This is a genomic window from Bacillus sp. FSL K6-3458 (genome assembly GCF_038005045.1).
Lineage (GTDB): Bacteria > Bacillota > Bacilli > Bacillales > Bacillaceae > Bacillus > Bacillus altitudinis.
This window is the reverse complement of record NZ_JBBOSI010000001.1, coordinates 956,040-974,039: the sequence shown is the minus strand read 5'-3', so window position 1 is coordinate 974,039 and position 18,000 is coordinate 956,040. Positions and strand designations below refer to the sequence as shown.

Annotated in this window: 16 protein-coding genes; 4 read left to right on the top strand and 12 right to left on the bottom strand. The window is 41.9% G+C overall.

The genetic code is table 11. From position 1 onward, the window contains the following. Nucleotides 1–141: 141 nt before the first annotated feature. From MHH23_RS04990 to MHH23_RS04960, 7 genes are all read right to left on the bottom strand, one after another. Nucleotides 142–987, bottom strand: coding sequence for an aldo/keto reductase (locus MHH23_RS04990; protein WP_008347122.1), 846 nt, complete (start codon nt 985–987; stop codon nt 142–144). 68 nt (nt 988–1,055) lie between these two features. Continuing rightward, nucleotides 1,056–1,925, bottom strand: coding sequence for an ROK family protein (locus MHH23_RS04985; protein ID WP_045034590.1), 870 nt, complete (start codon nt 1,923–1,925; stop codon nt 1,056–1,058). Between the two features lie 63 nt (nt 1,926–1,988). Then, nucleotides 1,989–4,004, bottom strand: a complete 2,016-nt coding sequence (locus MHH23_RS04980) for a Na+/H+ antiporter (protein WP_024719813.1) — start codon at nt 4,002–4,004, stop codon at nt 1,989–1,991. Between the two features lie 316 nt (nt 4,005–4,320). Continuing rightward, on the bottom strand, nt 4,321–4,932 hold the full coding sequence (locus MHH23_RS04975) for a trimeric intracellular cation channel family protein (protein ID WP_007500242.1): 612 nt from the start codon (nt 4,930–4,932) through the stop codon (nt 4,321–4,323). Between the two features lie 148 nt (nt 4,933–5,080). Beyond that, the gene (locus MHH23_RS04970) at nt 5,081–5,494 is read right to left on the bottom strand and encodes a disulfide oxidoreductase (protein ID WP_007500241.1); all 414 of its coding nucleotides are present in this window, start codon (nt 5,492–5,494) and stop codon (nt 5,081–5,083) included. Beyond that, nucleotides 5,491–6,207: a DsbA family protein gene (locus MHH23_RS04965; RefSeq protein ID WP_008347618.1), complete on the bottom strand. Its 717-nt coding sequence runs from the start codon at nt 6,205–6,207 to the stop codon at nt 5,491–5,493. Before MHH23_RS04965 ends, MHH23_RS04970 begins: the two co-directional genes overlap by 4 nt. A 116-nt stretch (nt 6,208–6,323) precedes the next feature. Next, nucleotides 6,324–8,423 carry a heavy metal translocating P-type ATPase gene (locus tag MHH23_RS04960; protein ID WP_039168260.1) on the bottom strand — a complete coding sequence of 700 codons (2,100 nt, stop codon included), beginning with the start codon at nt 8,421–8,423 and terminating at the stop codon, nt 6,324–6,326. Between the two features lie 423 nt (nt 8,424–8,846). On the opposite strand from MHH23_RS04960, the gene MHH23_RS04955 reads away from it, so the two are divergent. Genes MHH23_RS04955 through MHH23_RS04945 form a run of 3 tightly spaced genes read left to right on the top strand, consistent with a single transcriptional unit; the run spans nt 8,847 to nt 11,414 of the window. Further along, a complete protein-coding gene (locus tag MHH23_RS04955) occupies nt 8,847–9,590 on the top strand; it encodes a metal ABC transporter ATP-binding protein (protein ID WP_338705749.1) in 744 nt (247 codons plus the stop codon). Then, complete coding sequence (locus MHH23_RS04950; protein ID WP_007500236.1) at nt 9,590–10,462, top strand: metal ABC transporter permease; 873 nt, start codon at nt 9,590–9,592, stop codon at nt 10,460–10,462. The genes MHH23_RS04955 and MHH23_RS04950 overlap by 1 nt, the downstream gene beginning before the upstream one ends. A 13-nt stretch (nt 10,463–10,475) precedes the next feature. Continuing rightward, nucleotides 10,476–11,414 (top strand): metal ABC transporter substrate-binding protein, encoded by a 939-nt coding sequence (locus MHH23_RS04945; protein ID WP_024719816.1) that lies wholly within the window; start codon nt 10,476–10,478, stop codon nt 11,412–11,414. Between the two features lie 37 nt (nt 11,415–11,451). On the opposite strand, the gene MHH23_RS04940 is transcribed toward MHH23_RS04945, so the two are convergent. Then, nucleotides 11,452–12,000: a hypothetical protein gene (locus MHH23_RS04940; protein WP_017368056.1), complete on the bottom strand. Its 549-nt coding sequence runs from the start codon at nt 11,998–12,000 to the stop codon at nt 11,452–11,454. A gap of 88 nt (nt 12,001–12,088) precedes the next feature. Here MHH23_RS04940 and MHH23_RS04935 point away from each other — a divergent pair, with 88 nt between their 5' ends. Next, entirely contained in the window at nt 12,089–12,697 is a 609-nt protein-coding gene (locus MHH23_RS04935) for a TetR/AcrR family transcriptional regulator (protein WP_340959007.1), read from the top strand. Nucleotides 12,698–12,710: 13 nt separating this feature from the next. On the opposite strand, the gene MHH23_RS04930 is transcribed toward MHH23_RS04935, so the two are convergent. The 4 genes from MHH23_RS04930 to MHH23_RS04915 form a co-directional block, all read right to left on the bottom strand. Further along, nucleotides 12,711–13,643 (bottom strand): response regulator, encoded by a 933-nt coding sequence (locus MHH23_RS04930; protein WP_045034051.1) that lies wholly within the window; start codon nt 13,641–13,643, stop codon nt 12,711–12,713. After that, nucleotides 13,640–14,956, bottom strand: coding sequence for an ATP-binding protein (locus MHH23_RS04925; protein WP_340959006.1), 1,317 nt, complete (start codon nt 14,954–14,956; stop codon nt 13,640–13,642). The genes MHH23_RS04930 and MHH23_RS04925 overlap by 4 nt, the downstream gene beginning before the upstream one ends. 117 nt (nt 14,957–15,073) lie before the next feature. Continuing rightward, on the bottom strand, nt 15,074–16,519 hold the full coding sequence (gene aspA / locus MHH23_RS04920) for an aspartate ammonia-lyase (protein ID WP_035701391.1): 1,446 nt from the start codon (nt 16,517–16,519) through the stop codon (nt 15,074–15,076). Between the two features lie 16 nt (nt 16,520–16,535). Next, entirely contained in the window at nt 16,536–17,813 is a 1,278-nt protein-coding gene (locus MHH23_RS04915; protein WP_007500222.1) for a cation:dicarboxylate symporter family transporter, read from the bottom strand. Nucleotides 17,814–18,000 lie beyond the last annotated feature (187 nt).

Sequence of the window (18,000 nt, the reverse complement as noted above, 5' to 3'; positions counted from 1 at the left end):
AGCCCTTTGTCTTCTTTTCAGCGTGATAGAAAACCTTTGCTGTACTGGTGCGTAGCGAATTTGACATTCGTGAGCACCTGCACGCAGAACTGACTGACAAAGAATGCGAGGGTTTGTCTACACACTGAGGAGATTTTTTATTTATTCAAACCCAACCGTCATCGTTTCTGGATTAGACCCGACACGTTCGTTATTATTAAGTGCATTGATTTTTTCCATGTCTTCTTGTGAAAGCTCGAAGTCAAAAATGTCGGCATTTTGTTTAATGCGATCTTCATTGATTGATTTTGGAATGGTGACAACGCCGCTTTGCAGATCCCAACGCAAGATCACTTGAGCCACAGATTTGTTGTATTGTGCTGCAATTTCCTTTAATACGTCATGATCCAAAAGCTTTCCTTGCATCAGCGGAGACCATGCTTCAATTTGAATGCCTTTTTCTTTCGCATATTGTCGTAATTCTACAAGTGTCAGTTTTGGGTGAAACTCCACTTGGTTCACCGCTGGAACAACCTCCGCATCTTTTAACAGCTCTTCTAAATGCTGCACGTAGAAGTTGCTGACACCAATCGCTCTTACTTTTCCATCTTTATAAAGCTTCTCAAGCGCACGCCATGTCTCTTTAAATGTATCTGCATTTGGTCCAGGCCAATGAATCAAATAGAGGTCTAAGTAATCAAGACCGAGCCGGTTTAAGCTTGCATCGAATGCAGCGAGTGCTTTGTCATATCCTTGATCTGTGTTCCATACTTTTGACGTAATGAACAATTCTTCTCTTTTTACGCCAGATTCTTTAATGGCTTTCCCTACGCCTGTCTCGTTTTTATAAACGGCAGCCGTATCAATGCTGCGATAACCGTTTCGTATGGCTGCTTTGACGGCATCAACCACTTGGTTGCCGTCCTCCACTTTGAATACACCTAAACCAAACCATGGCATTTCTACTCCGTTATTTAGTGTTACGGTATCATTCAAGCTTTTGACCATGTTAACAACCACCTTTTCATAGATTCCATCTTTTTCATTATCTCATGTTGCGTTTGAAAACTCTATTATCAGGCGTTTCTCTTCGCTTCAATCGCTAGCAGCAAAGCACCTGTCATACCTGCCTTGTCCTCAAGTCCAGGAGAGACAATGTATGTATCAAGCGGCGGCATGTCGACATAATCATTGACATACGCTGCCAGCTTCTCTCGAATGAGCGGAAATAGCTGTTTTTGCTTCATGACGCCTCCACCCATGATGATGCGTTCTGGGCTTAATATCAGCGTGTATTGCATTAATGCCTGTGCTAAATAATCTGCTTCAAGAGACCAAACTTCATCTTCTTCGGTAAGCTCTTTAGCCGGCTTTCCCCACCTTGCCTCAATAGATGGTCCTGCCGCCAGTCCTTCTAAGCAAGTACCATGCGCCGGGCAGACACCTGCGAACTGATCTGATTCATGCTGCCTGACCAGGATGTGTCCCATTTCTGGATGTGAGTGACCGTGGAGAAGCTCATTTTTCACAACAGCCCCGGCACCAATCCCCGTACCGACCGTGATATACAGACAGCTGCTTAGCCCTTTGGCGGCCCCTTTTGTCAGTTCACCTAATGCTGCGGCATTGACATCTGTCGTAAAGGACACCGGTACACCTAATTGTTTCTCCAGCTCAGGTATCAATGGGTAATGCTTCCATTCAACTTTCGGCGTATTCATGATGTAACCGTAAGAAGGATCGTCTTTCTGGACACAAATCGGTCCAAAGGAACCAACCCCTAATGCTGCAATTTCATGTTGCTGAAAAAATGGAATAAGTGATTGGATGGTTTTTTCCGGGTGCTCTGTTGGAATGGTTAATTCCTCTATGATATCCCCATGCTCATTGCCAATGGCACAGCAGAACTTTGTCCCCCCAGCTTCAATCGCTCCGTAATATGTCATCCTGCCTCTCCCCCTGCTCGTCTCTTTTTTTCATCATAAAACAAAGGGGAGAAGATGACAACATCATGTATTGGTCAGTAAGACTGCTTCCATGTCATTGATATATTCCCTTAAATGATGGGCAATATCACGATTGATTTCGCCATTTTCATATAAAGTTTGGATTTCATTACGAATCGTCTGTACGGCTTGGAAGTTAAGCTCTTTCTTCTTCCGGTCAAACGTACGATCCTTTTGCTGGAAGAAAGAAGGACCATGTTCACAGCGGAAAATCACTTGATTGTAAAACCCAATGACTTGATGACACGTTTGTTGATTGTCTTCGGTCATATGGTGCTTAATAGAATCCACCGCAGCTTCAGCCGTTTTCTTACGGATTTGTTTATACGATTCCTCGTTTTCTAATATGCCGCTCGAAATACGCTGATGGGGACGCCACAATTGAAGCCATTGTAGTAAGCGCAGAAATTTCACTTTTGAGAAACGAATTTTAAAGGAGTTGGAATAGAGCATTTCCAGCTCATGAAATCTCTCTTGCAGCTCATATGCTTCTTCTTTGTCGATTTTCTCTTCCTCAATCAACTGCTGAAGTTTCATCTGTTCTGCTTTAATACCATGCAGTCTGATTTTTCTCTCTTGTTTTCTCATACCAAACTGGTACGGTTCCCGCTGAATATTTCGTAGCTTCATTCGGAAATCATTGATGAGTGCAAGGGAGACTTCTCGATTGTCCTCATTCATTCCTTCTTTTAACGTTTTAATGGCACTTCTCAGCAGCTTCCGTTTTGCGTGCTGAATCTTTGTATCTAAGTCCACATCCACTTGCTTATCTTTTTTCTCCGATAAAATAGGCAGTAGCACACTCGCTAAAATGAGTGTACATAAAATGACGCCTGCTGCGAGGAAAATAATTAAATGACGCTCAGGAAATGGTGATCCGTCTGCAAGCGTAAACGGGATGGAGAAAGCACCCGCTAATGTAACAGCACCACGAACACCAGAGAATGTCATCAGCATGGAAGCACGCAGCTTCGGTTTTTTCGCGTTCTTCTTTTTCGATACACTCCAGTTCCCTGCCCAGAACAGCCATACCCATAGGAATCTGAGAATCATCAGACAGAATGTAATGATTAAAATGTAACTGATGACCTGCATATTATTAAAGGCTTCATCTTGGAAAATGACGGTCGATACATCAGGAATTTGTAATCCAAGTAAAACGAAAACAAGGCCATTTAAAATAAATAAAATAATATTCCACGTGTTTGAAGAAGCAATTTGCAGTTTTGCTAAATTCGCTTCCATTCGGTCTTGCTCGATGGCATGTGTCACACCACCGGCAACAACGGCTAAAATGCCGGATACGCCAATTTCTTCCGCTGCTAAATAAATCACAAACGGCGTGAGGATTTGCAGGATGATGTGCATTGTGACATCGTCCATGCCTAAACGGCGGAGAAAATAGCGGAAACGAATGATAAAAAACGACAGAATAAATCCGGTCAATAATCCGCCAGCAGCAATCAGAACAAAGCTAAAGGATGCCTCTGCAATGGAAAATGCCCCTGTAACCGTTGCTGCAATAGCAAATTTAAAAGCAACAAGTCCTGACGCATCGTTCATCAGCCCTTCGCCTTCCAGCAGTCTCATGATCCCCTTCGGCATATTCACACGGCTGGAAAGGGCACTTACAGCCACTACATCTGTCGGTGATAAAATCGCTGCAAGCGCAAATGCAGCTGGAAGTGGTATGCTTGGAATCATCCAATGGATGGTATATCCTGCGACAATGACCGTCGCAAATACGAGCCCTAAAGCTAATAGAAGAATGGGCGCTCTTAATTTCCACAGCTCGTCCCTTGGGGTACGCTTCCCATCATTAAATAACAGCGGTGCAATGAATAAAACGAAGAATAGCTCAGGATTTAAAGAAATATGTAAACCTGAAGGAAAAGCTGCGACCAATATCCCTAAACCCACTTGGATTAATGGAACTGGAATAAAGGGCAGAAAACGATTGATAATATTAGATGATGCAATGAGTGCTAGTAGTACGAGCACTGCCAAAAAAATCTCCACTAGTACATGTCCCTCCCATTTCATTTTTTCCGTCATGTTTTGCTTACATGCAAAGATGTGTTCATTTCTTTCAGGTCCATTCGTTCGGTCATGAGCGTTTCTTTAGTATCCCGCAAAAAGCGAAACCAACACATAACAATCCATCTAGGCAAAAAAAGACTGAATCTACATATTCAGTCAAATGACAACATTTTCATCTCGTGTATTGTTCCAATGATGAATAAAGAACCTACTTTTATTTTACACGAAAACAGCTTGACCTGCTGACATCAAGCTCGAATAACACATAAAAAAAAGAGCGACATCGCCCTTTTCTTTACCCTTTATTTAAAAAATAAGACCTAGCGGGAAGCCGCCATTTGAATAAGTAGGAACAAACCCTGCATATGACGAGGATGACAAACAGCAGATATAAAGCAAGCTCTCCTTGCGCTAAGCCCAGTCCCACGAGTAAACCGCCAAGGGCTGCCCATACTGCGTAAATCTCTGCTTTTAGCACAAGTGGCTTTCGTCCTGCTAATAAATCACGCACAATGCCGCCGCCGCTTCCAGTCAAAATGGCTGCCACAATGACCGCACTGAGCGGGAGCTCTCTTTGTACAGCAAATAATGCGCCTTGAATCGCAAAGGCTGCTAAACCGATCGCATCCGAGAAATTCCCCCACGTGCTCCAGTGCTTGAGCAAAAGCTTTGGAAATAGGAACACGATCGTAATGGATACAAGGGCAATGGTAAACATTTTGCCCTGTGACCATAAAGCAGACACCGGAAGACCAATTAATAGATTCCGAATCGCTCCCCCGCCAAATGCTGTGACAATCCCTAAAATGTACACACCAAGAATATCGTACTCTTCTTCCATTGCGACAATCGCACCACTAATGGCGAATGCCACAATGCCAATAATACTTAACACTTCCCATGCCATTTTCCGCTTATCTCCTTACCATTGTCTGATCATCTAACACTCTCCCCTTAATGTATATCTGACACAAATGAAAAGCAATACAAATTTTCTTTAAATTTTATCTTTTTGCAAAAATAAAAAATAGCCTGCTTTTAAGCAGGCTATCTCCTCAATCTTCTTTTGCATTTAAAAGCAGCATACTAATGATGATCAGAATAAATGCAATGAGAGCTAAGAGTGGAATGGTGATAAAACCAAACCAGTTCAGATAATCAACGGAACAAGGAATACCGCTTAGACAAGGACGAATCGATGCAAAGCCTGGAATCTTTTGTTCCATATAATGATAGATGGAAAAGCAAGCACCAATCCCAGCCAAAGGGAGAACGTAGTACTTCACTTTGACATCGCCACGGAATGTAGCAATTCCAAGTAAAAGCACAAGCGGATACATGAAAATGCGCTGAAACCAGCACATATCACATGGAATAAACTTCTTTACTTCGCTTAAATACAGGCTGCTCATCGTCGCCACAATCGAGACGATCCAAGCGCTGTATAAGTAAATCAGTTTATTCTTCATGATTTTTTCCCTTTCAGCTCTTGATCAATTAATTCTTTGATTTCATCATAGTCATAAAAGTTTTGGACTTGTTTATTGTTAATGAAAATAGTTGGTGTTGCATTTACTTTGTATTGATTCACCAGCTGATCATCTGTGTTCAGCTGTGGCTGATATGTTTTCTTCGATAGGTTATCTTTCAGCTTGTCCGTATCAATTTTCGTTGTCTTCTTCGCCAATTCGGTGAGCTTTGCTGGCGTTACCCATTCTGCTTCACTATCTGGTTGTGCGTTGTAGACCGCTTCATGAAATGCCCAGAAGTTTTTCGGATCTTCTTTCCACACTTCTTCAGAAGCCAGTGCTGCTAATACCGCACCGTCCCCATGAACAGGCAGTGGTAAGTTAATAAATGAGAAGGATACATCGCCATTATCTATGTAGTCTGCTTTCAATTTTGGGAAAATGTCAGTCTCAAATGATTTACATGATGGACATTTGTAATCCCCAAACTCGACAACTTGCACTTTTGCCTTTTGATCTCCCATGACAGGCTGTCCTTTAATAGACGGCTTACTGTCGACTGTTTGTGCTTCTTGGCTGTTGTTGTTACCGATCACAACGAAAATACCGATGAGAAGAGCTGCAATGATGGTTAATATAACTGCAAACTTGATGGATGAAGATTGATTATTTTTTTTACTCACAAAAGCACCTACCTTATCTTTTTCATTCATTCCTTCACAAAGAAAAAGGATAACAGCTCAAGAAAATGCCATTATCCAACTTCTTCTATTTTAACAAGAGGGGGTCTATTATGAAAGACGCTATTCATGAATTTTTCCTTACAATTTTATTTCATGACCCTCATCGCATTTAAAACAGCCAGAACAGTGACACCAACATCCGAGAAGACGGCTTCCCACATCGTTGCAATACCGAATGCACCAAGTATGAGAAAGACGGCTTTCACCCCAAGAGCAAACGCAATATTCTGCCATACGATGGCTCTCGTTCTTTTAGCGACAGCAATAGCTTCCGCTACCTTCGATGGCTGATCTGTCATAATCACAATATCAGCCGCTTCAACTGCTGCATCTGAACCAAGTCCACCCATGGCAATACCTATATCCGCTCTTGCCAAAACCGGCGTATCGTTTATGCCATCACCAACAAACAATAATTTGTCTTGAGATGCTTTTTTCTCATACATGTCTTCGATTTTGGCGACTTTATCCTGTGGCAATAATTCAGTGTGAACTTCGTCAATGCCGATCTGCTGTGCGACTGCATTTCCTACTTGCGAAGCATCCCCTGTAAGCATCACGGTTTGAATGCCCGCAGCTTTTAGAGAAGATATCGCTTCAACTGCATCGTCCTTTACTTCATCTGCAATCAAGATCGATCCCGCAAACTCACCGTCTATTGCTAAATACACAACCGTTCCGCTTCGTTTTTCTTTTTCAAAAGCAATGCCCTCTCGTTCCATAAGGCGATGATTACCTGCCAATACATGAGCTCCGCGAATTGTCGCTTTGATCCCATGACCGGCAATATCCTCGTAAGATTCGATCTGGCTCTCATCAAGAGACGCTCCGTAAGCCGCCTTAATCGATTCTGCAATCGGATGCGAAGAATGCGCTTCTGCCAGCGCTGCAAAAGAAAGCAATTCCTCTTCTGACCATTTCTCATTCGCTGCTTCGATATGAGTGACTGTAAAGTTCCCTTTTGTCAAAGTACCTGTTTTATCAAACACCGCATAGCGGACAGAGTTCAAGGCTTCTAAGTAATTACTGCCTTTCACTAAAATGCCTCGTTTTGATGCGGCACCAATTCCGCCAAAGAAACCTAATGGAATGGATACAACGAGAGCACATGGACACGAAATGACAAGAAAGACAAGTGCCCGGTACACCCAATCAGACAATTGAGCTGATGGGATGAGAAGCGGTGGTACAAAGGCAAGCAATAAAGCTAGCACGACCACAGCAGGTGTATAATATTTAGCGAACTTTGTGATAAAGTTTTCTGTCTGCGCTTTACGGCTGCTTGCATTTTCGACTAAATCCAAAATCTTCGTAACCGCTGACTCACTGAGCTCTTTTTGCACTTCAATTTCAAGAATACCGTTTTGGTTCACAAATCCAGCAAGCACTTCTTTTCCTGCTTCCACATCTCTTGGAACAGACTCCCCAGTTAGTGCAGAGGTATCCACAAGAGAATAACCGTCTATCACACGTCCATCTAAAGGAATTTTTTCACCTGGTTTGACGACAATACGGTCACCAGCTTTGACTTCTTCCGGCTTTACCTTTTTTGTTTCTTGCCCCACTTTGAGGTTTGCGTATTCTGGACGGATATTCATTAATTCGCTAATTGATTTTCTAGAGCGATTCACAGCTGCCCCTTGGAACAGTTCTCCAATTTGGTAAAACAGCATGACTGCCAGTGCCTCAGGATACTGCTGAATCACAAAAGCACCAACTGTAGCTATGGTCATTAAGAAGTTCTCATCAAATACTTGACCGCGCACAATATTTTTCAGTGCTTTCAAGACAACATCTCCGCCAACTAGTAAATACGCGGCGAAAAACATGATGAACTTCAGTAAGCCATTGTCAGGTATAAAATAAGCCGCCGTTCCAATGACTGCACCACCAATTAATTTCAGTACAATCGTTTTTAAATTCTTTGTTCCATGATCGTGATCGTGGTGATGTCCTTCTTCTTTTGGTGATACACTCACATGAGGTTCAATGGACTGAACGGTTTTTTCAATACGCTTTGACATCGTTTCTTGTGCATCAGCATGTGTCACAGTTAATGTACCTGTCGCAAAATTAATTGAGCAGGCTTCAACCCCTTCGAGTTTGCTGACACCTGTTTCAATTTTACGTGCACAGTTTCCACAATCGAGACCGCTTAATACGTATTCATCCTTCATCTTTTTCATGTTCTCACCTTTTTCTATATAAGTAGCCTTCCCTGATTCAATCAAACCTATCAGCTGCTGTAGATATTATATATGAGCACATATTCATATATTGAATTACCCTTATTATATGAGGAGTTCTTACAAACTGTCAATCATTTATAAGCAAATGTTTGAGATTTTTCGTATTCAAGGATGTCATGTGAATTTTCAATAATCCATGCTCATGTCCCCTCTTCGTTGCATAACATAAAAACGATCGCTAGATGGGAATATTTCAGCATTTCTCTTTACAAAAGAAGGACATACGATTAGAATAAGATAAAAGTTTCCTTAAGGAAACAAATTAGCGTTAGAGAATCATTTCATCCTTTAGTCAAAATTATTAAATGTATGCATATATTTTTAGGAAACGCAATTGATGATCGAAAGGGGCCTTAAGAGATGTCATATGCTTTAACAATCGACCGCCTGTATGTCTCATACCACGGACAGGATGCACTAGAAAACGTCTCTCTTTCCATACAGGAAGGAACGATGACTGGAATCATTGGTCCAAATGGTGCTGGTAAATCGACTTTATTGAAAGCATGTTTGGATTTAATTGAAAAGGATCAAGGCGACATTCATTTTTTTGAACAACCCTTTAAACAAGTGAGAAAACAGATCGCCTATGTACCGCAAAGAAATGATCTAGACTGGACGTTTCCTATCCATGTACTGGATACCGTACTGCTTGGCACATACCCAAAGCTCGGATTGATCAAACGACCGAAAAAAGAAGATCGTGCCTATGCGTATCATTGCTTAGAAAAGGTCGGGATGCAGGACTTTGCCAAAAGACAGATTGGGGAATTATCCGGCGGTCAGCAGCAGCGTGTCTTCCTTGCGCGAGCACTCGCTCAAAACGCACAGCTCTTTTGTTTAGATGAACCATTTGTCGGAATTGATATGGCAAGTGAAGAAACGATGATCCGCATTTTGAAGGAATTACGAGATGAAGGAAAAACCATTCTGGTCGTCCACCATGACTTAAGTAAAGCCGATGATTACTTCAGCCATCTCGTTCTTCTAAATAAGAAGCTGGTCAAAGCAGGGCCTGTCCATGATATTCTTCGTCCTGAGGTCATGCTCCAAGCATACGAAACACAGCTGCCATTTTTAAAATCAGCAGGAGGAGACGCGTAATGGAATTCTTAACCGGACTTTTTGAATATGCGTTTTTACAAAAAGCGTTATTTACATCCGTTATGGTAGGGATCATCTGCGGCGTCATTGGCTGCTTTATCATTTTACGGGGAATGGCTTTGATGGGAGATGCGATTTCACACGCTGTACTTCCAGGTGTCGCCATCTCTTATATGCTCGGCATTAACTTTTTCTTTGGTGCGGTTCTAACTGGTGTACTGACAGCCATCGGCATCGGATATGTCAGTCAAAACAGCCGTATTAAAAATGATTCTGCCATCGGGATCGTATTCACTGCTTTTTTTTCCATTGGGATCATTTTGATTACATTTTTAAAAAGTTCCAGCGATTTATATCATATCTTGTTTGGAAACGTACTAGCCGTTCGTTCATCTGATATGTGGATCACGCTTGGCATCGGCATTTTCATTTTACTGGCTGTCATTGTTTTCTACAAAGAACTGCTCATTAGTTCATTTGATCCAGTGATTTCTTCCGTTTACGGTTTACCAAATCGCATGATCCATTATTTCCTCATGACCTTATTGACCTTAGTGACAGTGGCATCCCTGCAAACTGTAGGTATTATTCTTGTTGTTGCAATGCTTATTACACCAGCTGCCACCGCTTATTTATTGACAGACCGGCTATGGATCATGATTTATTTATCTGCTTTTTTTGGAGCAGTTTCAGCCGTTGTAGGACTTGGGCTCAGCTTTACGTATAACTTGTCGTCTGGTGCTTCCATTGTGCTGGTCGCGACCATATTATTCGGCAGTGCCTTTATCTTTTCACCGAAACAAGGGATATTGTGGAGATCCTTAAAATCGAAGCGAAAACGAACACAGTTAAAAAAGGAAGCGTCTATGTAAAAGGAGGACATATATGAAGAAGGTATTAGCAATCCGTTTGACCGCAGTATGTATTGCCCTTTTGGTCATCGCAGGCTGTTCTACTCAGCAAAAGAGTTCCGGAAAAGATGACGGTAAATTAAAAGTTGTCACGACCTACTCCATTCTTTATGACATTGTGAAGGAAGTAGGAGGACAGCATGTCTCTATTCACAGCATTGTTCCCATTGGTACAGACCCACATGAATTTGACCCACTGCCAAAGGATGTTCAGTATACGACGGATGCAGACCTTGTTCTATCTAATGGCTTGAACCTTGAAACAGGGAATGGCTGGTTTCAAAAACTGCTTGAATCGAGCGGCAAGGACGGGGATGATGCACCTGTAGCCGAACTGAGTAAAGGTGTCAAAGTGAAGCATTTGTCTTCAAAAGGGCTTGAAAGCCAGCAGGACCCACACGCATGGCTGAATGTCGAGAATGGGATTCTTTATGCGCAAAATGCCAGAGATGCGCTCATTCAAGCAGATCCTGAGCATAAAGAGGATTACGAGAAAAATGCTGAAACCTATATCAAAAAGCTTCAAACGCTTCACGATGAAGCAAAAGACAAATTTGATCAACTGCCAAAAGACAAAAAACTCCTTGTCACAAGCGAAGGGGCATTCAAATATTTTGCGGATGCGTATGGACTGAAAGCCGGCTACATTTGGGAGATCAACACAGAAAGTGAAGGAACACCTGGACAAATGAAGCGCATCATTCATTTTGTCAAAGACCATCAAGTTCCTGCCCTTTTTCTTGAAACAAGTGTAGATAAGCGCAGCCTTGAAAGCCTATCTGAGGAAACCGGAGTTCCGATTAAGGGGAAAGTATTTACGGATTCTATTGGCAAAGAAGGTGAAGATGGGGACAGCTACTATAAGATGATGAAATGGAATATTGACACTATTTATAAAGGACTGTCATCATAAGAAAAGACAGGTGGAGTAAATCCGCCTGTCTTTTTTGTCATCCTGCTATATTTTCTGGGTGTTTTTTCGGCCAAATGACGTAGCTGATGCTAATGATGAAATCAATGGTTAAGACCATCCCCCACACACTGACAAGCTGCATCAGAGATTCCGTTCGTTCTGGTGCTTGGATGAGATAGGTCAATCCATATAATAGCCCCGCTCCGATGACATAAGAGATGAAATGACGCGTCCAGCCCACCATTTCATACAAAGACCGCTCCTTCCCGTACTTGGGTTTCCCCTTTGGCTTAGGGCCTCCTGCAAAACGATAAGCAAACCGGGCATCCGCCCATTTCACCATTTGATGTCCAAAGGCCAGGCTCACACCAATATAAACAGCCGCAAGCCCGTGAATGACGCTCGCCACAGCCCCTTGCTTTAAATCTATATAAGTAGCCGCAAGAAGGATGAGATCTAAAACCGGCGTACAGACAAGAAAGAAAGCACCCCATTTTTTCTGTTTAAACACATAACGCAGTGTTAAGCCCATAAGAATAAACAGCCAAAAACCAATTTCACATGCCACAATCAATAAACCGACCAATTTCCCCACATCCTTTTTAACACGATTGTATTAAATAAAAAATAACACAACTGTGTTAAAAAAACAATAGCTGTGCTAAAATCAAGGTATGCCAAAAATCGTCGATCACCATAAACAAAAACAAAAGGTCGCTCAAGCTGCTATGAGAGTGATTAAACAAGAGGGATTGGAAAGCGCTTCTGTACGAAAAATAGCCGTTGAAGCTGGCATTTCAGCCGGCTCTATGCGTCATTATTTTTCCACACAGCAAGAATTGTTTCTATTCTCCATGAATTTAATTCAGGAAAGAGTGAAGGAGCGAATTGCTAAGCTTCCATTAAACGGTTCAACAGAGGAAAATGTATTCACTTTATTGGAGCAGGTTCTTCCACTAGACAAAGAACGAATATTTGAAATGGAGGTGTGGCAGGCTTTTACAGTCAAGGCACTGACTGAACCAGATTTACAGCCGCTCAATGCAAAGATGTATGACGAGCTTTTTCAAACCGTTCAATTTTGCTTAATGAAATTGAAAGAGGATGAACTACTGCTAGATCATATCGATCTTTTATTAGAAACTGAGCGGCTTTATGCGGTCATCAATGGGCTTGCATTGAATGGAATCGTACAGCCCCATCGTTTACCGCCTCAGCTTATGCGCTCCGTGCTGCAGATGCATCTTCAATCCATCACAAAAAAAGACATGCCCTCCTTATAGAGAGCATGTCTTTTTAATCTTCCATAAAAATTCGTTTTGCCTCGTAATAAAGCACCTGCACAAATTTCTTCACATTGATACGTGTGTGCTCTTCTCTTCCAGTTGTCTCTTTTGTGAGTTCACTCATTTTCTTACGCACAATGGTAAAATCGAAAAATTTTGATGCATAGTTTTCAAAGGTTGGGTGAGAAAAATCGGTTAACCCTAGCGAGGCGATGTGTTTCAATGATTGGTTGATCGCACGTCTTACCCGCTGTTCCGCTGCTTTTGCTTCTCTTGCGATGTCTGCTGATGTAAAAGGTTCGTTTAATTTATCCTCTGTGATGCCAGTGAAAATTACTTTTAATGAAGGAAAAGAGTCGTGCTGATCGGCATGTAACGCTAAATACTGATCTGTGAAAAGAATCATATCTAGTAAATCCTTAGACCCCTTTTCACCGACAATCCCAAGCTCCGCGAGCAAAAACTGACCTGCCTCTGCAAGACTTTTCCCGCGTTGCTTCGTTTTTGTCTGTCCGCGCTGCTGGAACTGCATGACCGATTTGAGCGAATGCTGAATATTTTCAATTGAGTGCTCTAAATGCAGTCGTTCAATCATGAGATGGAGCACACTTAAGACCTCTACCCGATTGATCGGCTTTGTCACATAATACTCGACACCGAGCGTATATGCCTGGCCGATGAGTTCCTTTGTTTCTACTTGTGACAGCATTAAATATTTCCCATGAAATTCATCCTTGATCGCTCGAATCGTCTCAAGACCGTCCCTTTCCGGCATCAGAAGATCAATACACAAGATATCAATATGCAAATCATTTAAGTAGCTCGCTGTTACTTCAGCACCATCCTCTGCTTCCCCTGCCACAATGCCAAGCTCTTCATCTTCAATGAGCTGTGCCAGTGAAGAACGAACAGCTTCATCATCATCAACAATAAAAAATCTCATCTCCCATTCCCCTCTTTTCTGCTGACTTGATCAATTGGTATCGTTAAAGTGAACATCGTTTGTTGATTTGGGATACTCTTCATTTCAACACTTCCGCCAAGCTTCTCGGCTGTGTCTTTCACATAGGAAAGACCGATGCCGCTTGATGGGTTCCCGGCTTGGTCGTATTTTAAAGTGAAGCCCGGTTTAAAGATCACATGATGGTTACGCTCTTTAATGCCTGGCCCGTTGTCACTGATTTGAAAAATCACATCATTTTCTTTCCGCAAAATGGATAGTGATACCTCTCCATTCACCGGAATGGCTTCAACGGCATTGGATACAATGTTATTTAATAAAGATAGAATGGTATACACGTGATAAGCGGGATGCTGCCCATCTTCATCATAATGAAAAACGATTTGTTTTTTAAGAGATTCCGCGTAATTTTCATGGATACAAATCACAAGTCCAGCGATATGAGCAGGACTTGCATACTCCTGAAAGTTTTCCTCATGAATCAGTTTTGATAAGGCAGAAAAAATCCGCTGATTATCCTTTTTGATTTCGTGTACCTCACCTGCAATTTGTAGGGCTGTTTTTCCGAGTTTTTTCAAATCTAATGATTCCGTATCCTTTGCATGATGCAGAGATTGATACAATTGATATGAAGTAGCTGTAATGTGCTCAGCATGTGCAAGGGTTTTATAAAAATATGTAGATTCCGTATAAAGATTCGACAGCAGCATCAACAGGTGTTCCTTTTCCTTCTTCATTTGGCGCTCTCTCGCCTGTTCTTCGTATAATCGAATCATCGTATAACAAGCCAATACGAAAAAGCTTCTGAAAATCGCCAATACAAATAGTTGAAACAGCGTTCTCACTGTTAAAATTTCATCAATGGCTCCCCTGAGTGCAATCATTTCGACTACACTTGCACATAGTTCCATGATGATCCCTGTCGCCCCAATGAGCCAAGGCTTATCACGGAAACGTCTGACCTGTAATACATAAAAAAGCGTACCATAGACGACGTAATACAGCAGGGAAGGAAATCTTAAAGAAACGGCCTCTTCCAGCGCTAAGTGGCCTGACACTGCGGTATCAAGAAGCACCCGGAATGCAAACACTGATCCCCCCGCAATGATGCCGCTTGCCCATGCCGGGAATTTTTTCATTTGAAGCAGGATAAAGAAAAAGACAACGGTTCCAAAGCTCACCCGAAAGCTATCCTCAAATGGATAAAATTTCAGCTCTCCCCCAATCGGAGTCAGAACAATGAGCATGATAATTAAATAAGGCTCTGTATTCAACCATTTTTTCAGTAGATTCAAACGCAGTCACATCCCTAATAATTGACGATAGTATACTATGTGAGCTTCAGAAAAACAAACAGTCCATGAAAAAACGCACACCGGACATTTGTCGGTGTGCGCTTCTCATGATGCCGCTTAATCTTCTAAACGATCCTTTTCTAAAAGTGATGCACCAGCAATACCTGGTTTCGTCATTTCAAAAGGATTTAAGATGACATCAAGCTCTTCCTCTGATAACACATCATTTTGCAGACAAAGCTCACGTACAGATACGCCTGTAAGAATCGCTTCTCTCGCAATTCGTGCAGCAGCTTCATAACCAATATGCGGATTGACCGCCGTCATGACACCAGCACTCTTTTCTACATATTCTTTTAATCTAGATTCATCTGCTTTTAGGTCACGCAAGCAGTTATCGACAAAGGATTCAAATACATTTTTCATCATGCTGAGAGACTGTAGTAAGTTGAATATTAAAACTGGCTCCATGACGTTCAGTTCAAGCTGACCAGCCTCTGATGCAAGGCAAATCGTGTGGTCATTTCCAATGACTTGGAATGCCACTTGGTTCATGACCTCAGGCATCACTGGGTTGACTTTCCCTGGCATGATAGATGAACCTGGCTGTCTCGGCGGCAAGTGCAGCTCACCAAAGCCTGCTCTAGGACCTGAAGCCATCAAACGAATATCGTTTGCCATTTTGGACATATTCATCATACATACTTTCAGTGCAGCTGATACTTCTGTATAAGCATCTGTATTTTGCGTAGCATCGACCAAATCTTCTGCTCCAACTAACGGCAATCCGCTAATGTCAGCTAGATAACCAACTACCTGGCGAATATATTTAGGATCAGCATTCAGTCCTGTTCCAACTGCTGTTGCGCCCATATTGACTTCATATAAATGCTGTCTAGACTGCTTGATTCGTTTAATATCACGAGCAAGAACCTTTGCATATGCACTAAACTCTTGACCAAGTCTGATTGGAACAGCGTCCTGAAGATGCGTACGTCCCATTTTGATGACATGATCGAATTCTTGCGCTTTTTCTGTCATGACTTGATGCATGTTTTCCATCGTATAAAGTAGTTTTTCAATCATATTCAATGTTGAAATATGAATCGCTGTTGGGAAAACGTCGTTTGTTGACTGCGACATGTTCACATGCGTGTTTGGACTTAGCTCAGTATAAGCGCCTTTTTCCTTTCCTAGTAGTTCAAGCGCTCTGTTTGCAATGACTTCATTGGCATTCATATTCATTGAAGTGCCAGCCCCGCCTTGAATTGGATCGACAATAAATTGATTGTTCCATTTTCCTTCAATAACCTCATCTGCGGCTTGAACAATTTTTTCTCCAAGACCAGCATATAGTCGCTTTGTATCCATATTTGCAAGTGCGGCTGCCTTTTTGACAATCCCTAATGCTTTGATGAGTTCCTCATGAACATGGTAGCCAGTAATTGGAAAGTTCTCTACTGCACGTAATGTTTGAATTCCATAATACGCTTGAGTGTCTACTTCCTTTTCACCTAGAAAGTCTCGTTCGATACGAACTTGCTTGTCCTGTAGCTTCGTCATTTGAAAAGATCTCCTTTTACGCTGCTTTTGTTTGTTGTTTTAATTCCTCAATATACTTCTTCGATTTCTCTTGATCAAACACTTTTTCCCACTTAGACATGACAATGGCTGCAAGTGAGTTACCAAATACGTTAACAGTTGTACGAACCATGTCAAGGATACGGTCGATCCCAACGATGAAGGCAAGTCCTTCAAGTGGAAGTCCCATTGCTCCAAGTGTTGTGATCACAACAACGATCGATGCACCTGGTACACCAGCCATTCCTTTTGATGTGAGCATTAAGATTAATAGTAACGTAATTTGCTCATAGATGGAAAGAGGCATGCCGTACATTTGTGCAACAAATATGGCGGCAATGGATTGATAGATGGCACTTCCATCTAAGTTAAAGGTATAGCCTGTTGGGATAACGAACGACGTGATCGCTTTCGGGCAGCCGAACTTCTCCATTTTATCCATTAGTCTAGGCAGTACAGCTTCTGAACTTGCTGTTGAGAATGCAAGAATGATTTCTTCTTTTAACACTCTAAATAGTGTAAAGACGCTTGTTCCAGCTAATTTTGCGATAATGCCAAGTACGACAATAACGAAGAATGCCATTGTGCCGTAAACGACAAGTACCAGTTTACCTAGCGGGAGAAGCGCTCCGACCCCGAATTTGATCACCGTCACACTGATGAGCGCGAATACACCAAATGGTGCAAACTTCATCACTTTATTGGTCACCCAGAACATCGCTTCGAGGATGCCCTCAAAAAATCCTAACACTGGTTTTCCTTTGTCTCCAACTGCTGCAATTCCTAATCCGAATAACACTGTAAAGAAGATTGTTGGTAATAGATCACCTTCTGCAATGGATTGGAACACGTTTGTTGGCACAAGATGCACAATCGTTTCAGAGAAACTAGCTTTTTCGGCAGAAGACTTAGATGTCTCTTCATATTTAGAGATATCGCCTTTCTCCATGTTACTCATATCAATTCCTGTACCAGGATGGAAAACGTTTGCTGCAAGCAGTCCAACTGCTAATGCAATCGTTGTCACAATTTCGAAGTAAAGAATCGTTTTTCCACCGAGTCTTCCGATGGTTTTCATATCGCCTACACCTGCAACGGCTACAATCAATGCAGCAATAACAATTGGAAGAACGATCATTTTAATTAAGTGGATGAATATATCGCCAATCGGCGTTAACACATTAATAACGGTTTCATTTTGATAAAATAGTGCTCCTACGACAACACCCAAAACAAGTGCGATGAGTATTTGAGAAGCTAACCCTAACTTTTTCATACGTGGACCCCCTTTTTTTGATAACGCTTTCTTTGTTGCCTAATCGCATCTTAACGATGAACCTACAAAAAACGACAAAAAGGAACAAAAAGAAGTGAATTTTTTATGAAAAATCTTTTAAAAGGTGGGTTTTTCCACAAAATTGTTAAAAAAAGACTTCGCTTTTGGCGAAGTCTCAGGTTGTTGA